10 protein-coding genes and 1 pseudogene are annotated in these 18546 nt (G+C 68.8%); 3 read left to right on the top strand and 8 right to left on the bottom strand.

Translation table 11 applies throughout. The features are described from left to right. Nucleotides 1-373: 373 nt before the first annotated feature. The gene (locus NBZ85_RS11710) at nt 374-691 is read left to right on the top strand and encodes a hypothetical protein (protein ID WP_261561933.1); all 318 of its coding nucleotides are present in this window, start codon (nt 374-376) and stop codon (nt 689-691) included. After that, nucleotides 688-1545, top strand: a complete 858-nt coding sequence (locus NBZ85_RS11705; protein ID WP_261559808.1) for an SIR2 family NAD-dependent protein deacylase — start codon at nt 688-690, stop codon at nt 1543-1545. The genes NBZ85_RS11710 and NBZ85_RS11705 overlap by 4 nt, the downstream gene beginning before the upstream one ends. A 42-nt stretch (nt 1546-1587) precedes the next feature. On the opposite strand, the gene NBZ85_RS11700 is transcribed toward NBZ85_RS11705, so the two are convergent. The 8 genes and pseudogenes from NBZ85_RS11700 to NBZ85_RS11655 form a co-directional block, all read right to left on the bottom strand. Next, nucleotides 1588-2295 (bottom strand): hypothetical protein, encoded by a 708-nt coding sequence (locus NBZ85_RS11700; protein WP_261559807.1) that lies wholly within the window; start codon nt 2293-2295, stop codon nt 1588-1590. Nucleotides 2296-2335: 40 nt separating this feature from the next. Then, nucleotides 2336-3013, bottom strand: a complete 678-nt coding sequence (locus NBZ85_RS11695) for an ABC transporter permease (protein WP_261559806.1) — start codon at nt 3011-3013, stop codon at nt 2336-2338. Beyond that, entirely contained in the window at nt 3010-4824 is a 1815-nt protein-coding gene (locus NBZ85_RS11690; protein ID WP_261561932.1) for an ABC transporter permease, read from the bottom strand. The genes NBZ85_RS11695 and NBZ85_RS11690 overlap by 4 nt, the downstream gene beginning before the upstream one ends. An 11-nt stretch (nt 4825-4835) precedes the next feature. Next, on the bottom strand, nt 4836-5570 hold the full coding sequence (locus NBZ85_RS11685) for an ABC transporter ATP-binding protein (RefSeq protein WP_261559804.1): 735 nt from the start codon (nt 5568-5570) through the stop codon (nt 4836-4838). Nucleotides 5571-5838: 268 nt separating this feature from the next. Further along, nucleotides 5839-6264, bottom strand: a pseudogene (locus tag NBZ85_RS11680) (integrase core domain-containing protein); the annotation flags it as partial. A gap of 29 nt (nt 6265-6293) precedes the next feature. Beyond that, nucleotides 6294-7706, bottom strand: a complete 1413-nt coding sequence (gene tnpC, locus NBZ85_RS11675) for an IS66 family transposase (RefSeq protein WP_261558307.1) — start codon at nt 7704-7706, stop codon at nt 6294-6296. A 552-nt stretch (nt 7707-8258) separates the two neighbouring features. Continuing rightward, entirely contained in the window at nt 8259-9788 is a 1530-nt protein-coding gene (locus NBZ85_RS32665) for an RHS repeat-associated core domain-containing protein (protein ID WP_308205173.1), read from the bottom strand. 883 nt (nt 9789-10671) lie between these two features. Next, nucleotides 10672-17367, bottom strand: a complete 6696-nt coding sequence (locus NBZ85_RS11655; RefSeq protein WP_261561931.1) for a DNRLRE domain-containing protein — start codon at nt 17365-17367, stop codon at nt 10672-10674. A 956-nt stretch (nt 17368-18323) separates the two neighbouring features. Between NBZ85_RS11655 and NBZ85_RS11650 the strand changes: the two genes are divergently transcribed. Continuing rightward, on the top strand, nt 18324-18546 hold a 223-nt coding region (locus NBZ85_RS11650), incomplete at its 3' end, for a hypothetical protein (RefSeq protein ID WP_261561930.1).

Raw genomic sequence — 18546 nt, 5'->3', positions numbered from 1 at the left:
GCCACCCCCGGGCCCCGGCGACCAGCAGACCTCCGCGGCACGCTGACAGCACGGTCCCGGCCAACCTGCCAGCCCGCCGCCGTGCGCCCCACGGTGGCGCCGGGTTGACACTGTCCATGAAGTTGACACTGTCCATGAACTCGTCGAACCGCCCGGCGACAATGACAACGACAACGAGCGGGATGACTTACGCCGGCCGGGGGCCTCCGGAGGACGAGGAGGGGACGTCGTGCGGGTTCGTGGCGCCGTCATGTGTGGGGCCGCGCTGGTGGCGCTGGTCGGATGTACCTCGCCCGGGGGCGGACGGGCCGAACCTCCCGTGGGTGGGCCTGCCACGGCGAGCCCGGTTGAGGAGTTCCGGCAGCGGCCCGCGGTGGCAGAGTTCGTGGCCGTGTTCCGTACGACGTTCCCGGAGCTGGCCGAGGGCCGGTCCGATGAGGCCATCGCGTCGGATGTCACTCAGGTCTGCCTGGACGACCTGCGGGACCCGTCAACGGGTCAGCCCGCGCCCGACGGCGAGGCTGCCGCCCTGCGGCACATACCGAGCAGGTTCAGGCGGCACGGAATCACGCCGGATACGGTGACCGCCCGGATGATCCTGTCCTTTGCCAGGGGAACCGCCTGCAGCTCGGTGCACGTCGTCGAGGATGCGGGTGGCAACACCCACCCGGCGGCGGGGGCGACGGCGTGACCGCCCCGGCGGGACGGTTCACCGCCGAGGTCGAGGCCGCGTTGGACGCCGCCGCCGCGCTGCTCGCGGACGCGGGGGCGCTGCTGGTGTGTGCCGGCGCCGGCATGGGCGTGGACTCGGGGCTGCCGGATTTCCGCGGCGACGCCGGCTTCTGGCGGGCCTACCCGCCGTACGAGCGGCTCGGCCTGTCGTTCGTGGAGTTGGCCGACCCGGTCCACTTCCACGACGATCCGGCGCTGGCCTGGGGCTTCTACGGCCACCGCCTCGGCCTGTACCGGGCGACCGTGCCGCACGAGGGTTTCGCCGTGCTACGCCGATGGGGCGCGCGGCTGCCCGGCGGGCTGCACGTGTTCACCTCCAACGTCGACGGCCAGTTCCAGCGGGCCGGTATCGACGCGGTGGCGGAGGTGCACGGCTCGATCCACCACCTGCAATGCGCCGGCCCGTGCGACGGGCGGATCTGGCCGGCCGACGGCGTCGAGGTGGACGTCGACCCGGACACGATGCGCGCCCGCGGGCCGCTGCCGCGCTGCCCGTCGTGTGGGGATCTGGCCCGGCCGAACATCCTCATGTTCGGCGACGGCTCCTGGCTGAGCGGACGCACCGATGCCACGCTGCGCTCCTGCTCGTCCTGGCTGGACACTGTGGCCGGCCCGAGCGGCGACGGCCCGCTGGCGGTCGTGGAGATCGGCGCGGGCACCGCCGTGCCGACCGTGCGCCGCACCGCCGAATCTCTCGCCGACGGCCGCCTGATCCGCATCAACCCCGCCGAGCCCGCGATCCGTCCCGGGGCGGGCGTGTCCGTGCCGCTCGGCTCGCTGTGCGCCCTGACCAGTATCGACGCCCGCCTGTGACTATCACCGCACAGATCCGGGTACCTCGACACGCCGGGTGGATCACGCCAGCGTGGCGGCATACCGCATCGCGTCACGGATGAGCGCTCGCAGCTTGCCGTGGGCCTCCGGTATGGAAACTCCCGACTGCCAGGCGCGCACGCTGTGCCAGCCATTACTGCTCTTCAACGAGGGAATCGGCGAGTTCAGCTCCACGTCGACCGGCGGCTCCGGCAAACGGAATACCAACCAGTCCGTGCCGAGCGCGACGACAGCCGCAATTCCGTTCGCCACGATCACCGGAACGCCATACACGGGCACCACATCGCGGGGGTCCGGAGCTATTTTACTCAGATGCTCGACGAGGTCGGGATGTGTGTTCAACCGCCATCCGTCGAGGGCCATGTCCCCCTTGGGATGTGGCCGTTTCGCATTCAGGCGACGATAGGCCAGCAGGTCCTGGTTGGCCGGCACATCTGCGAGGGGGAGAACAGTAGTTCCTGCCGGATACAGCAGGACCTCAACTGTCGAACCGTCGCCGAAGCCTCTGCCATAACCCTTCATTATCCGAGCCGGCCCTGACCCGCGCATCCGCATTCCGACCCCGATGAGTCCACCCAGGGAAATCGATGTTGTGACGCCAAGAAACAGGAAGAACCGATGCCAGTCATAACCGCTATCAGGGGACTTTGCAGTCAGCAGCTGAATGCTCGCAAGAGGAGTTCCGACGACAAGTCCAACGACTACTCCGCGAACGACGAGGTAAATCATACCAATATTCCATCTTGTCTCCCGATGGTCCGGTTTCCTGCTAGTCGGTGCGAAGGCTGCGCAGCACGGCGCGGGCGGGCAGCAGGCTTCCGGCCAGGGCGAGCAGCAGGCCGGAGCCCAGCAGGGCGGCGGCCCACTGCGGTGGTACGTATGGTGTGCCGTTTCCGCTGATGCCTTGGCTGAAGGGCACCACGGTGATGGCGGTGATGGCGGTGCCGACGGCGAGGGCGATGACGGTGATGAGGACGGCTTCCCAGCGCACCATGCGCAGCACCTGGCGGCGGGTGGCGCCGGTCAGTCGCAGGGTGGCGAACTCCCGGCCGCGTTCCAGGGTGGCCATGGCCAGGGTGTTGACGACGGCGATCGCGGCGAAGGCGACGAGCAGGGCGACCAGCAGGTAGTTGGTCCAGGCGCCGAGGTCCTCCTGCTGCTGTTCGGCGCTGGCGAGGGCGGCACGGCCGTGGATGCGCAGCCCGGGGTGGGCGGCGGCCAGTGCCTGCCAGTCGAGGTGGGCCTGCGGGTCGGTGTCGACCAGGACGGTCTGGATCAGGGGGCTGGTGGTGTGGGTGGCGACGACCGCGGATGGCAGCAGGTAGTCGCCGAAGCCGATGCTGCGCCGGTAGACGGCGACCAGGCGCAGGTCGCGTCGGGTGCCGTCGCCGAGCCACAGCCGGACCAGGCCGCCCACGTGTTTGCCGTGGGCCCGGTCGGTGCTCAAGGCGACGGCCTCGCCGCGCAGATCGACCAGTGAGCCGGCGGTGACGTCGAGGTCGAGCAGGCCGGAGACGTCGCCGGGGGTGATGGCCTGGGCGGCGTAGCTGTCCGATCCGCCGGTGACGACGGTGGTGGGGGTGATGCCGGCCGCCGCGGTGACTCCGGGGGTGGCGCGGACGGTGTCGACGACGCCTGCGGGTAGTCCCTGCCGGGCGGTGAGCGCCCGGTCGGCCCGGACGCGGTCGCGGCCCTGCACCTCGCTGGCGTGGGAGCGGCTGGTCTGGAGGAACAGCAGTGTTCCGCCGAGGGCGGTGCACAGCACGAGGGGGGTGAACACCGCGGTGACCCGTCGGGTGTGGGCCCTGCTGTTGGCCACGGCGAGGAAGCCGCTGGTGCGGGACAGGCGCGAATGAAGGGGCCGAGCAGGGCGAGGGCCAGGCGGGCCACCAGGGGGCCGAGCAGGGCGGCGGCGAACAGCAGGAGCAGGACGGCGCCGGCGGCGATCGCGGTGAGCACACCGCCGGTGAGGAAGCGGGTCGCGGCAACCACGCTGATCCCGCCGGCCGCGCACAGCAGTCCGAGCAGGAACCGTCCGAGTCCAAGGCGGGCAGGCGGTGCGGCGGCCTCGTGCAGAGCCTGCGCCGGGCGCAGGCGGCCCGCTCGCAGTCCGGTGACCAGCACGGCGAGCTGCGCGGTGAGCGCGGTCGCGCCCGCGCCGACGAGCAGCGGGATCCATCCCACGTCCAGGTGCATCGCCCGGGGCGCCACCCCATGATCGACCAGGACGGCGCGACCGGCCCAGGCCAGCGCGACGCCGCCTGCCAGGCCGGGCAGGCAGGCAAGCAGGCCGAGCACCAGGGTCTCCCCGCCGACCAGGCGGCGGATCTGGCGTCCGGTGGCGCCCACGGCCCGCAGCAGGGCCAGTTCGCGCCGGCGCTGCTGCACCGACAACGCCAAGGTGCCGGCGAGGACGAACAGCGCGACCGCCATCGAGATACCGCCGAAGGTCGCGCTGAGCGCGACGACGTTCTCCACGGCGGTGTCCACGTCGAGGAACTCGGCGCTGCCGCGGCCGTCGCCGGTGCGCACCGTCAGCGGCAGGCCCCGCAGGACCGGACGTACCGACTTGGCCACGGCGGTGGAGTCGGCGCCGGGGGCGGGGTAGATGCCGAAGACGTCCACCAGGCCCGCGGTGAGGCGGTTCGCCTCGGCGTCGGAGACGAAGACCACGGGACCAGGATCGGCCCGGTGGGGGGCGGCGACACCGACGACGGTGTAATCGCCCGGTGCCGGGTCGGTGGCGGCCACGGTCACCCGGCTTCCCGGGCGCAGATGCATGGAGCGGGCGAGGTGGGCGTCGACCACCACCTCCGCGGGGCCGGCGGGTGCGCGTCCCTGCGTCAGTCGGTAGGGGGTGAGCTGGGCGCTGCCCCAACCGTGCAGCCGCACGACGTCGGGGGTGGGAATCTCGGTTCCGGCCGCGGCCAGTCCGACGGGCAGCGAGACGTCCGCGACCACCTGCCCCACACCGGAGACGGCACGCATCCGGGCGGCGATGTTCGCCGCCGGGCGTACCCGCTCCGGCAGTGCCACGTGCTCGGTGTTCTTCCCGTCCCCCGAGCTATAGGTGAACGCCAGCGACTGCCTGCCCGCGACCACCAGGGGGACGTCCCGGTAGCGCTCGGTGGGCGGGTGGGAGGTGAGCGCGGACTGGAACAGCACCCCGCACGCGGTGATCAACGCGCAGGTGCACACCAGCGCGACGAAGGAGCCGACGAACGCGGACCTGCGCGCCCGCAATGTCCGCAGTGCCAACCAGAGCACCGTCACCCGCCGAGCCGGAGCAGGCGCTGAGCCACCGCCTCGGCCGACGGCCGGGGCATGGTGTCCACGATGCGTCCGTCGGAGAGGAACACGACCTCGTCGGCGTACGCGGCGGCACCGGCGTCGTGGGTGACCATCACCACGCTCTGACCATAGTGGTCGACCGCCTCCCGCAGCAGCCGCAGCACTCCCCGGCTGGACTCACCGTCCAGCGCCCCGGTGGGCTCGTCGGCGAACACGATCTCCGGGCGGGTGACCAGCGCCCGGGCGATGGCCACCCGCTGCTGCTGCCCGCCGGACAGCGCCGCCGGGCGGTGCCGGGCCCGCTCCTGCAGGCCGGTGCGCGCCACGACCTCGCGCACCCACGCCCGGTCGGCGCGGATACCGGACAACCGGAAGGGCAGCGTGATGTTCTCCAGGGCCGTCAACGATTCGACGAGGTTGAACGACTGGAAGACGAATCCCATCGCCCGGCGCCGCAGCTCCGTCAGATCCGGCTCCGGCATCCGCGCAAGATCGTGTCCCGCCAGCCAGACCGATCCCGAGGTGGGGCGGTCAAGTCCGGCGGCGCAGTGCAGCAGCGTGCTCTTGCCGGAACCGGAGGGACCCATGACCGCGGTGAAGGCACCGCGGCTGAATCCGATGCTGACGTCCCGCAGCGCCGCCACCCCGGCCAGACCACCACCGTAGGACTTGGCAACCTGCTCCAGCCCGACCACATACGCATCACCGTGCATGACCCACATCTTCTTACGCCCAGAGCAACCGCGCGTGCGCCCTCGGCCATCTCCCGCGTGCGGCGTGCCTACCGCCGAGGCCAGGGATGCAGATTCCGTGCTCCACAGCGCTGCCCACCGCCTACCCGAGCGTCTGGGCGAAGCCGCCGAGTCCGTCGCCGACGGCCGCCCGATCCGCGTCAACCCCACGCAGCGGCGATCCACCCCGGTGCGGAGGTCTCCCTCCCACTCGGCGCCGTGGCCGGAGCCTGTCAATCCCGGTGAGACATCAGGCGGCTTGGTTCGTGTGTAGCGTCTCCTCGGTCTCGATGATCGCTGGGGGCTGGTTGATCCACGCCTTGGCTGGGAGCGGGGGTGGGGTTGGTCGGCGGTGGAACCGCTCGGGGTTGGCGGTGTAGGCGGCGTCGAGGACCTGGGCGCGTCGGGCCTGGATCTCGTGGGCGGTGCCGTCATGGACGCTGGCTGGGGTGTGCAACGCGATGCCTGAGTGCCGGTGCTCGTTGTTGTAGTAGCTGAAGAAGACGTCGCAGAAGACGCGGGCGTCCTGGAGGGAACCGAAACGCCTCGGGAAAGCGGGACAGTACTTGAGTGTCTTGAAGTTCGCTTCGCTGTAGGGGTTGTCGTTGGAGACATGCGGGCGGGAATGGCTCTGGTCGATGTTCAGGTAAGCCAGAAGAGCGGCTACCGGCTGGGTAACTGGTCAGGTGGTCGCTTGATCTTGGGTTAGCTGGTTGCGGGCATCCAGGGGTGGCCCTCGGCGAGGTGGACGAGGGCGGGGAACAGGCCGATGCCGTGTTTGGTGGCGGTGGACAGGTAGCTGCGGATCGCGCAGAACTGGCGGGCGCCGGTGAGGGTGCGTAGGCACCCGGATACTTTCTGCCGTAGTTTGATCATGCGGATGTCGCGTTCCGAGCCGTTGTTGTCCGCGGGGATCCGCAGGTCACCGGTGAACCGCAGGTAGTCGGCTTCCCGGTCGACGAGCCGGCAGGCCAGGGCGTGGCGGGCGGCCATCAGTTTCGTGCCGCGCGGTGAGGTCTGGGTGATCCCGATGTGGGCGGCGTGGCGCAGCAGCCGGGTGTGGGGGGCCAGCGTCTTCGGGTCGACCGCGGTGCCGGTGGTGGCGGCGTCGACGGTGAGCCGGTGCAGCGCGACGAGGGCGTCGGCGGCCTGGGTGGCCCAGCACCAGGCGCCGGCCGGGGCGGCGTCGCTCACGGCCTGTAGTTCGCGCAGGACGTGGGCGACACACAGCTGGTGGGTGGCGGTGGTGTAGGTGTCATAGGGCGCCCAGGCGTCGTGGACCACGACCCCGGTGAAGCCGGTCAGCACCCCGAGGGCGTCGATTCCCGCGGTTCCGCGCTGGGGATGGCAGTCGATGAGGGTGTACTTCCCGGTGCGGGCGCAGTGCACCCAGTGCAGTTTCCCGGCGACACGCAGCCCGGTCTCGTCCGCGCCGACCACCTCGGCGCCGGCGAGCAGGTCGCGGACAGCGGTGAGGAAACCGTCCAGGTCGGTGGCGGCACGGGCGGTCATGGCCGCGACCGTGCCCGCGGACGGGGGGATCCCGACCAGCTCGGCGAGCGCGGTCGCGGTGCGGTCGGTCGACAGGAACTGGCCGGCATACAGGTAGACCGCTGCCGCGGTCACCCGCGGCCCGTACTGCACCGGGGCGTTCACCCCGTCCGGCGCTGCGGCCTTCGTCCGTGTTCCGCAGCCGCAGGCCCGCTCCACCAGCTGATGTTCGGTGACGTGGGCACGCATCTCGGGCAGGTCGAACACCTGCCGGCGTTCGACCCGGGCCACCGGCCGACCTGCCAGCGACACTCCACAGCCCGAACACGGCCCCGGCTCGTGCCGCAGACGCACATCAGGTTCATCCACCAGACACAGCGTCGACCCGGGATGCCCGGCCTGCCCACCCTGGCGCCGGCCGGTCTTCTTCCGCAACGACTTCGGGGCAGGCTTCGCCAGCCCGTCCGAGCTCGGGGGTTTCGCCGAGTTCCGTGAGGTCTTCGCGACCTGCGCCTCCAGCTCCGCGATCCGTGCCAACGCCCGCGCGAGATCCGCCTGCAGGCTCACCACCAGCGCCGCGAGCTCGTCATACGACGGCACCGGCGGCGCGGGCGGATCATCGGACACACCCGGACCCTACGGGCCGATCAACCACCCCACACCAACACCCCAGGACCGCCAAGCCATCAAAGCGTCCCAGCCCGCCGGAGAACGAAAAACAAACGATCTACGAGACCTGACCAGTTACACTTCGAAGAGCCATCATTCTTAGCGGGTAGCATAATTTCAGCGCCAGGTAGAAATGTGTCCAGCAATTCATAGATCCGGGTAGGAAAACCGTCCCGGGGATTTCAGCCCACCCGGGACGGTTTACTATACGGACTACTCACTGATTTGACCCGACGACGTGAACTCTCCGTATATCTATATGGTCTGCGTGTCTACCCAGTACCCGTTGGGAACCTGGAATCGAAGTAGTTCCCTGGTCCAGCCGTACCGTTGAATCAACACTTGATCAGCCCGCCGTTGCGACCTTTCGTAGGAGGAGCTGTTCGCTTTGACTTCAAAGATATATGTGCGCGAAGCGGTTCGATCTACCAACATAATATCAACAATTCTCTCAAGCTTCCCGGGTCGATTAGCATAGAGTCCATAGAATCTGACTTGATAGTAGAGCTTCTAGCTATGTCCAGCGAAACGTGCATTAAGATAGCGCACAGCAGCGAGAGTTGACATGTATTCTTTTTGCTTATTAGAATAGCTGTGCCAAACAAAGCGCGGCTTAGGGTGAAGAATATTTACGTGCGGGCACCAAAGAAAGCATCGTCCATCAAGATCGGTTTTATTGTATGGATCCTGATGGGCGTAGTCGTAGGGGTTGTCGGAGCCGCCGGGGACGGGGTCGGTTTGGAGGAAGCGGCCGGTGGTGGGGTTGTAGAGGCGGGCTCCCATGAGGATGACACCGGAGAGGGTGTCGTGGGAGCGTTCCTTCGCGCCGAGCCAGCCGTAGCGGGGATAGGCGGTGGCGGGGTTGTAGGGCTTGCCGAACTCGTTGGTTTCCTGGAACGAACTCGTCGAAGTCGCGGTGGTGGAGTCGTCGGCGGTCGCGACGATGTTGCCGTGGATGTCGGCGAGTTGGAGGGTGACGGTGCCGGTGCTGTCCTGGGTGGCCGCGAGGTCGGTGCCGAGGCCGTGGACGTTGCGGGTCCAGGTGCCGCCGGTGACACCGATCCACGCGGGGCTGTCACCCGTGCCGTCGGTGTAGTGGTTGGTCGAGGTGGTGGAACTCTGGGTCCAGGAGCGGATGCGCCGGGCCGGGTCGAGGGCGTAGGTGCGGGTGGTCGAGCCCTGGGTTTCGGCGGCGACCATGTCGTCGGCGTTGTAGCCGACGGTCAGCGCGGTTCCGCCGGCGTCGGCGGCGGGGACGGTGGTGGTGCGGCCGAACTTGTCGTAGGCGTAGCCGGTGTCGGTCTCCCGGTCGGCCTGGTCGTAGCTGTGGGTGAGGGTGTAGGTCGGGGTGGTGGAGGTGCTGCACGTTGCGCCGGGACTGTTGGTACCGGCATCGGGATAGGAGATCTCCTGCGTGCGGTTGGAATCAGCGTCGTAGACGTAGCGCCGTGACGTGCACGTCTGCGTGCTGCCACTGGCGCGGACGTCGCGGGCCAGGGTGAGCCGGCCGGAGGGGTCGTAGAGGTACTCGATGCCCTGGTTCGGGGTTCCGACGACCCGACCCTGGCCGTTGATGTTGTCGATCTCGCTGTAACCCAGCCAGGTCGTGCCGCTCTTGGCATACGTCAGAGCGGTGGGGCTGGCGGTGTTGTCGTACTTCCTGGTCGCGACCAGTCCGCTCGGATAGGTCTCGGACGCGAGGGCGCCGTCGCCGTTGTAGGTGGCCGTGAACGTCGACGGCGCGGAACCTGCCCCGACGTCCAGGCTCGTGACCAGACCACGATGCTCGGTGGAACTGTCGTAGGTGTAGGTGTAGGTGTAGGTGCCGTCGTTGACCGTGGCAGGCGCGCCGTCGATGTCGTAGGTGGTGGTCGCGGTGTTGCCGTCGGCGTCGGTCTGCGAGGTGACCTGGCCCCAGCTGTCGTAGCCGGTGGTCAGGGTGACGCTGTTCGCGGTCGTCGTGGTTGGCAGGCCGGTCGAGGTGCTGTAACCGAACGTCGCGGTCGGCACCGCGGTACCGCCGTCGCCCGCGGGGCTCACCGCGAGAGCCGCGGAGGTCTTGCGGCCCGCCGCGTCGTAGGCCGTCGTCGTAGGCCGTCGTCGTCGTCCTCGTCGTGGAACCGACGGTCTCGACAGCGGTCAGCGGCTCGTTGAGGTTGTTGTACGTATAGGTCCAGGTGGTCACCGTCGTCGGCCTGCGCAGCGTCCACCCGGACGTCGCCCCGTCCGCGCCCGTCTTCGCCTCGTAGCCGTTGATCACCTTGCGGGGATCGGTGTCACTGCTGCCGTCGTAGGCGGACGCCGTCACCTGATCCGCCCGGCGTAATCACCCCACGTCGCCGGATCGCCATCATCGGCGGTTGTGGTTGTGGCATAGGTGATGGTCAACGTCCGGCAGCCGGCACCAAGACCGCCCGAGCAGGTCACCCCAGCCAGCCTCGGGGCAAGGGCCAGCACCGGGGCGAGGATCCGCGTCGTGCGCCCCTGGCCGTCGGCCTTCCGTTCCTCTCGACGTCGCAGTTCGCCGTGTACGTCAACGACGCCGAACCGGTGCCCACCCCTACAGGTCAGGCCAGCGTGGCTGCGTCGAACGCGGGTTTCCACAGTCGATGGAGCGACCTCGTAAAGCAGCTCCCAGTGATTCCCGAAACGGCCGGGACGACTTGTTCGAGGCCGCCCCGGCCGACTTTCCGACTACCTCCTCTTCACGGCAACCCGCCGAAGAATAAGGATTGAGATACTTACAACGGCAAAGATCAAGGATAGAACGGTCGAGAAGATGTCATCTTCAACAAAATAGCTTTCAAGCGCCAAGATGACAGCAACTAGTGCAATCGCCTCGAGTATCTCAGTGACCCGCGGGATCTTGCCTGCCAACTTCCACCGTCCCGGAAAGAGGTTTCCCTCGGTTCCAATGATCAATCTACCGTCGATGACGCCCTCTTGGCCTCGGCTTCCTTTCCTGCACCCTCTTGATCGCCTTTCCTGCACCCCCTGTGAGACCGCCCATAGCTGCAGCCTTGTAGAGTTCCCGAGACGTCGGCTTCCTGGCCCTTACGGCATAAGCAGAGGCACCTACAACGGCTCCAGCCGCAACCCCACAAACGATTGAGGCAACGCAGGCGGTTGCGCCGTAGACACCCAGTAGCGCGACCGCAATAACACCGATATTTCGCCGCGTAATAAACCTTCTAAAGTGAAACCGCTTACCGTCGAGGTCGTAGGTGTTGTAGGGGTCCTGGTGGGCGTAGTCGTAGGGGTTGTCGGAGCCGCCGGGTTCGGGGTCGGTCTGGAGGAAGCGGCCGAGGCTGGGGTCGTAGAGTCGGACGCCCATGAGGGTGAGACCGGACAGGGTGTCGCGGGAACGCTGCTTCGCACCGAGCCAGCCGTAACGCGGGTAGGCGGAGCTCGGGAAGTACGGGCTGCCGAACTCGGTGGACTCCGCATAGCTCGCCGGGGAGCTGGCCGAGGTCGAGTCGTCGACGGTGGCGACCACATCCCCGTGCAGGTTGGCGAGTTGGAGGGTGACCGCACCGCTGTCGGTCTGGACGGCGGCCAGGTCCCCGCCGATACCCGTAATGTTCCGCGACCAGCTGGTGCCGACCCCGATCCACCCGGGGCTATCCCCCGACGCGGACGTGTAATGGTTCACCGTCGTGGTCGACCCGTCCGTCCACGACCGGACACGGCGCGCCGGGTCCAACGCATAGGACCGCGTCGACGAACCGACGGTCTCGCTGGCGACCAGATCGTTCACGTAGTAGCCGAGGCTCGCCGACGACCCGGCCGGCGGGTACGGGTCCGTCGTCGTCCGACCGAACAGATCATAGGCATACCCGGAGTTGGTGAGCCGGTCCGCCTGGTCATAGGCGAAAGAATAACCAGACGGCGACGTTGACGTCGAGCAGGTACCCGCATCACTACCCCCACCATCCGGGTAGCTCGTCAACGACAACCGATTCGAATCCGCATCATAGGCATACACCCTTGTCGAGCACGACGCCGGCCCGCCGTAACTCACCGTATCCGCCACCGAGGTCAACCGGCCCGACGGGTCGTAACCCAACGCCTTCACCGACGCCGGTGTCGCCTCCGACCGGATCTGACCGTAGACCGAGTTCGCTTCAGAAAACGCCAGCCAGGGGTTGCCGTCCTTCGCATACGACAGCGCGGTCGGCTCGCCGTTGTCGTCGTAACGCGTCGACGCCACCAGACCATTCGGATACGTCTGCGTAGTCATCTTGCCGTCGGCGTTGTAACCCGCAGTGAACGTCGACGGCGCACTGCCAGCGCCGACGTTCAGGCTCGTCAGCAGGCCACGGTGCTCGCCCGAACCACCGTCATAGGTGTAGGTGTAGGTCCCCTTCCCGTCGGCGGCGGTGGCGATGCGGCCGGCGATGTCGTAGCTGGTCGTGGAGCTGTTGCCGTCGGCGTCCGTCTGGGAGGTGACCCGGCCCCAGCTGTCGTAGCCCGTGGTCAGCGTGACGCTGTCCGCCGTCGTCGTCGTCGGGAGACCGGTGGCCGAGTCGAAACCGTAGGTCGCCGTCGGGATCGTGCTGCCACCGTTCGCCGCGGGGCTCGCCGCCACCGCCTCGGAGGTCTTGCGCCCGGCGCTGTCGTAGGTGGTGGTCGTGGTCCGCGTCGTCGAACTGACCGTCTCGACCTCGGTCAACGCCTCGTTCAGATCGTTGTACGTGTACGTCGACACCGGCAGCGGATTACCGCTCGACGGCTGCGCCGCCGGGCCCGAGGTGCAGGCCAGACCCGTCCAGGACGCGTTCACACAGCCGCCGGACCCGGTCGTCGTGTAGTAGCCGGTCACCGTCGTGAACGCATCGGTGCCGGCGGTGTTCGCCTTCGGCTGGCGCGACTCCACCACGTTCCCCGCCGCGTTGTAATACGTCGTCCGCACGATGTCGGGGGTGGAACCGCCGCCCATCCACGTCGTCACCGTGGTCGGCTTGCGCAGGTTCCAGCCCGAGGTCGACGCATCCGCGCCGGTCTTCGCCTCATACCCGTTCACCGTCTTGCGGGGGTCGACGTCGCTGCCGTTCGCCAGGCGGATCGCCGTGGTCACCGTCGTCGCCAACCGGTACGGCGTCGGCGAGGACGGCGCGCCCTGGTCGTAGTCGGTGTGGACATGCTCGCGGCCGGAGTAGCGGGCACCGCTGTTGTCGAGGATCTGATGCGTCGGGCCGTAGGTGTCGGCCACCGACACCCCATCCGCGGTGTAAGCGGTCTGCTCGTCGAGCTGCTGGGAACGGGCCGCTGAGGTCGTCAGCGCCGCGACCGTCGGGTCGGTGTCCGCCGTCGGAGTCAACGCCTGGTTACGGTTCTCCGCGGACAGGGTGCGGATCGTGTTGCCCTTGGCGTCGTGCTCGGTCGTGGTGATCTGCCAGGCGCCGTTGCCGTAGGAGGCGCCGTTGACCTGCCGGCCATCGGTATTCAGGTACGTCAGGTCGGCGTACGGCCAGTCCTGGGGTGACGGCGGCGACGGCGGCACATGATCGGCCGGGAACACGCCCGCGCCGTAGAGCGGTAGATCCTGCTGCGCCCAGCCGGCGACCGTCCCGGCCGACAGGTCGATCGGCGCGGTGCCGCCGGACACCGCAATGTCGTAGGCAATCGTCTGCGTCGCTGTCGGCCCTGCGGGCGTCGGCCGCGACACCGTCGCAATCCGCCCGGAACCGTCATACGCCAACGACCAGGTCGCCTGGCCCGGCGGGGTGATCTGGGCCAGACGGCCGGCCGCGTCGTAACTGTAGGTGGTGGTCAGATTGGTGCGCGGGTCCTTCGCCGAACGCAACCGGCCCGCGGAATCGTAGGCGTAGGCGGCGACGTTCACCGGCGCGGCACCGTTGAGCGCCATCGCCATCCCACTGACCCGACCCGTGTAGCTACCCCAGGTCGCCGGATCGGTACCGGTGCCAGTCGCGGTGGTCGACGTCGCGTACGTCAGGCTCAACGCCCGGCAACCGGCCACGAGCGTCGCGCACGACACCCCCGCCGGCACCGGCGCCAGAATCCGGGTGACACGCCCGGCAGCGTCCGTGGTGTAGGTCGACGTCGTGTTCGAACCGGGCTCGATGACCTGACTGGCATGCCAGGTCGTCACCCCACCAACCGTCTGCGCGACGAACACCGTCTTCGAGCCGTCGACATCGGTATGGGTGAACTGAGTCGCGGAATCCTTCGTCAGGGTGCTGCCGTCGACGGCATCGTCCCCGACACCGGTGTACGTGTACGGGTAGCCCCCGGTGCCACTACGGGTGTAGACATCCTGGACACCGGTCTCATCGGTGAAGGTGACATAACCACCGGAGTCCGTGCTGTCCGTCAGCGTCTCGTCGGCGATGCCGGCATCCGGGCCGGGCATGCTCGCCGTCCAGCCCGGACCGAAAATCGTGTTCGACGCGCCAGCCGGCAGCACCTCGAACATCGACCACGAGTTCGTCGCCGTCGACGGCGCGGTCGTCGTGACGGTCAACGCCTGACCAGGGGCACTGGCCGCCGCCGTCTTGTACAACGCCGCACCCGTCAGATCCGACTGGTGGTAGCTGCCCTGCAACGTCACCCCGGAACCGGGCGTCGGAACCGCAGCGGCATTCCAGTCCGCGACCGCCGCGAACGCCAGCGACCCGGCCACCGTCGACGTCACCGACTGGTTGAACACCCCGGCAGTCGTGTCCCCCGGCGGGCCGATGTTCGTCGCCCCGATCGGCGTCGTCAGGTTCGCATTCATCACCACCACGACCTGCAGAAACTTCGAGCAGGTGTTCGTCGACGACGTCAACGTCACCGTCCGCGCAGCCGCACTCGACGTCCTCGCCCACCAGGCGACCGCCTCGTCCTTCGTGCCGTTCGCCCCGGACCCGCCGATCCGGAGCCAGGACAACCCGCCCGAGTCGGAGATCGACGGAACGGTGCTGCCGCCGGAACCCGTCGAGGCGGTGTCGGCAAGGGCGAGCAGCAACGCGTTCGCCGGCGCGGTGAACGACGCGGTGACCGCGTTACCCGCGGACGTGCAACCGTTGCCGTTCCAACCCACCGCCGCCGGGGTCGACGGGTCGACCGTCAACCCGGCCCCGGCAGGGGCGTTCACCCCAAGGGTGGTGAAGGTCCGTCCGACGGTGATGTCACCGGTGTAGCTCGGCATCGACGCATCCGTCGCGGACACCGAATAGTCACCGGTCAGCAGCGCCACCGAACCCGGTCCGACGGCCTGCGTCGCCTCGGCGTCGGCGAACGCGTGCCGGGTGTACTGCACGGTGTGCGCCGGCACGCAGCTCACCGTGTTCGCCGCGTCCTGGAAGCAGGCCTGCACCTGCACCGGCCCGTCGGGGGCACCCGCGGCGGTCATCGTCGCGGCGAGATCCCAGGTCAGCTTGTCGAACAGACCCGAACCATTGCGGGCCATCGGCCACGACGGATGCGTCGTGCCGCCCCCGATGACGGCGGCGCCGGTGGGCACGTCCGTCCAGGCGGTGGCGTTGTTCGTACCCAGCCGGTACTGGAACGTCACCTTGGTCTGCGCCGACGGGGCCTGCCCCTCCAGCGTGGTGAACCGCTGGACGCGGGCGCCGTCTGCGGGCTGCGCGAGCGCGCCCGCGCCGACCCCGAACCCGTAGGAGACGATGGAGGACAGGTTGCCCGCCTTGTCCTTCGTCCGCACGTAGAACGTGTGCAGGCCGGCGGCCGCGGTCAGCGCCGGAGTGGTCGTGGCCGTCTGCTCCGTGGCCGGCGACGGCTGGTCCAGGCCGTACAGGAACGACTGGGTGTCCCCACCCGGCGAGGTCCAGGTGAACGTGCCGGAGGTCGCCGCTGCCCAGCCGCCGGACGGCCACGCCGCCGAGCTCACCGCGCTCGGCGCCGCCGGGGCAGTCGTGTCGACGGTCAGCGGGATCCACGACGACCAGGCCTGCGAGTAGTCGACCCCGTCGTAGGCCCGGGCCCGCCACTCGTACGACGTCCCGTTCGTCAGCAGCCCCGAGGGCACCGTCCAGTAGGCCGGCGAGTTCGACGGGGTGTTCGCCACCGACCCGCCGGTGATCTTCGTCGTGCCGTCCGAGTTCCACACCTCGAAGTCGACGCGGACCTGCCCGCCGTCGGGATCACGCGACGAACCGGACAGGGTCGGGGTGGTCGTGTTCGTCAGGACCGTCGCCGGGCTGCCGCCGCACTGCGCCGAACACGGGCTGGTGAACCGGCCGGCGACCGTGCCCGGGTAGGAGTTGTACGTCGTCGAGATGTGCGGGGCGAGCATCGTGTCGCCCGAGTAGAAGTACTTGAACTGGTTCGCGTCCGACTCGCTCGGCGCGCGGATCGTCAGCGCCTCCGGCGACGGTGAGCCGTTGTGCGCCCAGGCGTCCACCAGGCCGGTGATGTCGATGTTCGTGCCGCCGGAGCCGGTGCAGGAGCCGCCGTTGTTGAAGGTGCCGCTGCCCCAGGTGATCCCGTCCGAGCTCGGCTGGGTGTTCCACGTCGTGCCCGGACCCATCCCGCCGGCGCCCTGCACGATCGTCGGCTCGCCGGTGCACGTCGCCGACCCGTCCTGCCACAGGTTCAGCACCGCGGACGTGACGTGCCGGTTCTTGATCGCCGAGTCGTCGAACCGGAGGAACGACCGGTTCACCGTCGCGCCGAGGTAGTTGCCGACCCGCAGGATATCGTTCGTGTCGTAGTTCGTCGTCGGGTTGGCGTCGTTGACGTCGGTGTCGAGGTTGTCCGCGAGGGTCGCCGCCGGGTCGATCGTCACCGGGTACTGGCGGGCGGCGTCGGTCAGCCAGCCCTTGTCCGGCTTCAGCGCGAGGGTCGGCGCCGCACCCGTGCCCTCCAGGGCGCTGTCGACCCCGCGGGTGCGGTCCGCCAGCTTCGACGTCGGGTCGACGTGGGCATCCCACATCAGCGGCGTCGGCGAGCGGGCCGCGACCTTCCCGCCCGCGGACAGGCGCAGCTCCCCCGCCTCGGTCCGCTCGGCGGTCAACCCCTTCAACCGCATCGGCAGCCGCAGCGCCGCCTGCGCTGCCGCCGGGGTGCGGGCGACGATCCGCACGTCATAACCGGTCGCGACGACCTTGACGACCAGGTCCGTGTCCGGCGCGGCATCGTGGTAGGTCGCCGTGTCACCGGCGAGCGTGGGCTCGGGCAGCGCCGCCGGCCAGCCGAAGGACAGCTCCCGGCCGCCGTCGACCAGGGTCGCGACCTCGCCGCCCGCCTTGCCGCCCGCGGACAGGGTGATGCCGGCCTTCGCGACCTTCGGGGTGACCTTGCCGTCGGCCAGGACCAGCGTCGCGTCGACGTCCGCCCAGCCGTCCCCGCGGCGGACCCGGCGGATACCCGAGTAGGAGTCGACGGTGATCGTCCCGTCCGGGTTCACGAACGTCGACGTCGACTCCGTACGGGCGTCCGTCACCTCGATCCGCCGCTTCTCCGCATGCGCGGCGAGCTGCGCCGACACGAGGTCCGGCCGTTCGGCGGGGCCGGACGGTGGGGGCTGTTGGGTCGCGGCCGGTGGGGCGGTGGCGGCCTGGGCGGCGGTCCGCCCGGCCGGGGTGAACTCCACGATCGTCACGGCCAGAACGGCAACCAGCAGCATGCCGAGGAAACGGGTGAACGACATGCGAGGACGCCTGAGGAAAGCGCGCTTCACGCCAACTCCGATCTTGCCGTAAACGAAAGGGCACGGAGACGATGGTGAGTGCGGTCGCCGAGGGGAACGGGGACCGCACTGAGCACCGAAAATGACAGGAGTGCGGAGCGCGGTACAGAAACAATTTCGACTATTGCTTTTCCGTTGTGTTGCACAACGTGACCGCCGGCCCGGATGGACCGCAGCGCTCGACTGCTCGGCGTGATGGAGAAGGGCGTTCGCGACCCTCCTGAGCACCTTTACCGCGACCGCCAGTGAGCAGCGTCCGCGCCGTCTGCATTGAGGCGGTATACGGCCCGTCACGGAGGTAACTTGGGTCACACAGTGGGGTGTTACTTTTCGGAAACACGCCTCCAGGTTCTGCCTTGTGGTCACCGTTCGATGGCCAGGGGCAAGGCTCTTCCACCATCTGGGAAGCGGTCAGACACTCCTGGTGAGCGAGGGCGCCCTGGCAGGGTGTTGCCGGCCACCCCGCCGAAACGCCGAGGTCAGGCGCCCGGCGGAGATCGACCGGGGCGGCCACGTATCATCAGGCCGAATGCGCACAGCAACCAAAATTGATCACCCGGCGTGAGTCGAGCATCATTGATCGTTGTGGTCAGCAGGGAATTTCTCGCACCGATCGGCTGACAGATTGCCCAGGCATATGCCACAGTCCTATTCCGGATCCGAACCAGGAGCGATCCGGGTACGACACCGTCGATCATTGTTGATGTTTCCGGCCACCGGCCACGGATCGTTCCCGTGGAAACCATGTGGTCCGTGGGAGGAAAGCTGAGCGGGGCGGCTGGCTGCAGGCATCCTTCTTCGCGTGGAACCGTGGTCCGGAAATCGGCTCTGCGGTCGTGCCGACCAAATCCGTGGTCCCACGCCGGTAGCCGGCCGCGCGGCGCCATCCACCTGTCCCGTCGAGGGAGGCCTTCGGTATGAGTCGTGCCCCCGCGCACTCCAGGCACCCCGCGCACTCCAGGCACTCCGCGCACTCCGAGCACTCCGAGCACTCCAAGCACCACCGCGTCGGCGTGCCCGCAGTCGGCCGGCACCGCCCGGCACAGCCGCATCAGCACCCCGTGCGGACTATGGACGGGCACGCCGACGCGGTGGTGCTTGGAGTGCTCGGAGTGCTCGGAGTGCGCGGAGTGCCTGGAG

The sequence above is a fragment of the Frankia tisae genome, from assembly GCF_025403405.1.
Lineage (GTDB): Bacteria > Actinomycetota > Actinomycetes > Frankiales > Frankiaceae > Frankia > Frankia tisai.
This window is presented reverse-complemented; position numbering and strand designations above follow the sequence as displayed.

What these genes read in the sequence shown, in the direction of transcription:
- NBZ85_RS11700 (WP_261559807.1), bottom strand. Translation starts at nt 2,295, where the DNA reads ATGATTTACCTCGTCGTTCGCGGAGTAGTCGTTGGACTTGTCGTCGGA.
- NBZ85_RS11685 (WP_261559804.1), bottom strand. Translation starts at nt 5,570, where the DNA reads ATGCACGGTGATGCGTATGTGGTCGGGCTGGAGCAGGTTGCCAAGTCC.
- NBZ85_RS11655 (WP_261561931.1), bottom strand. Translation starts at nt 17,367, where the DNA reads ATGTCGTTCACCCGTTTCCTCGGCATGCTGCTGGTTGCCGTTCTGGCC.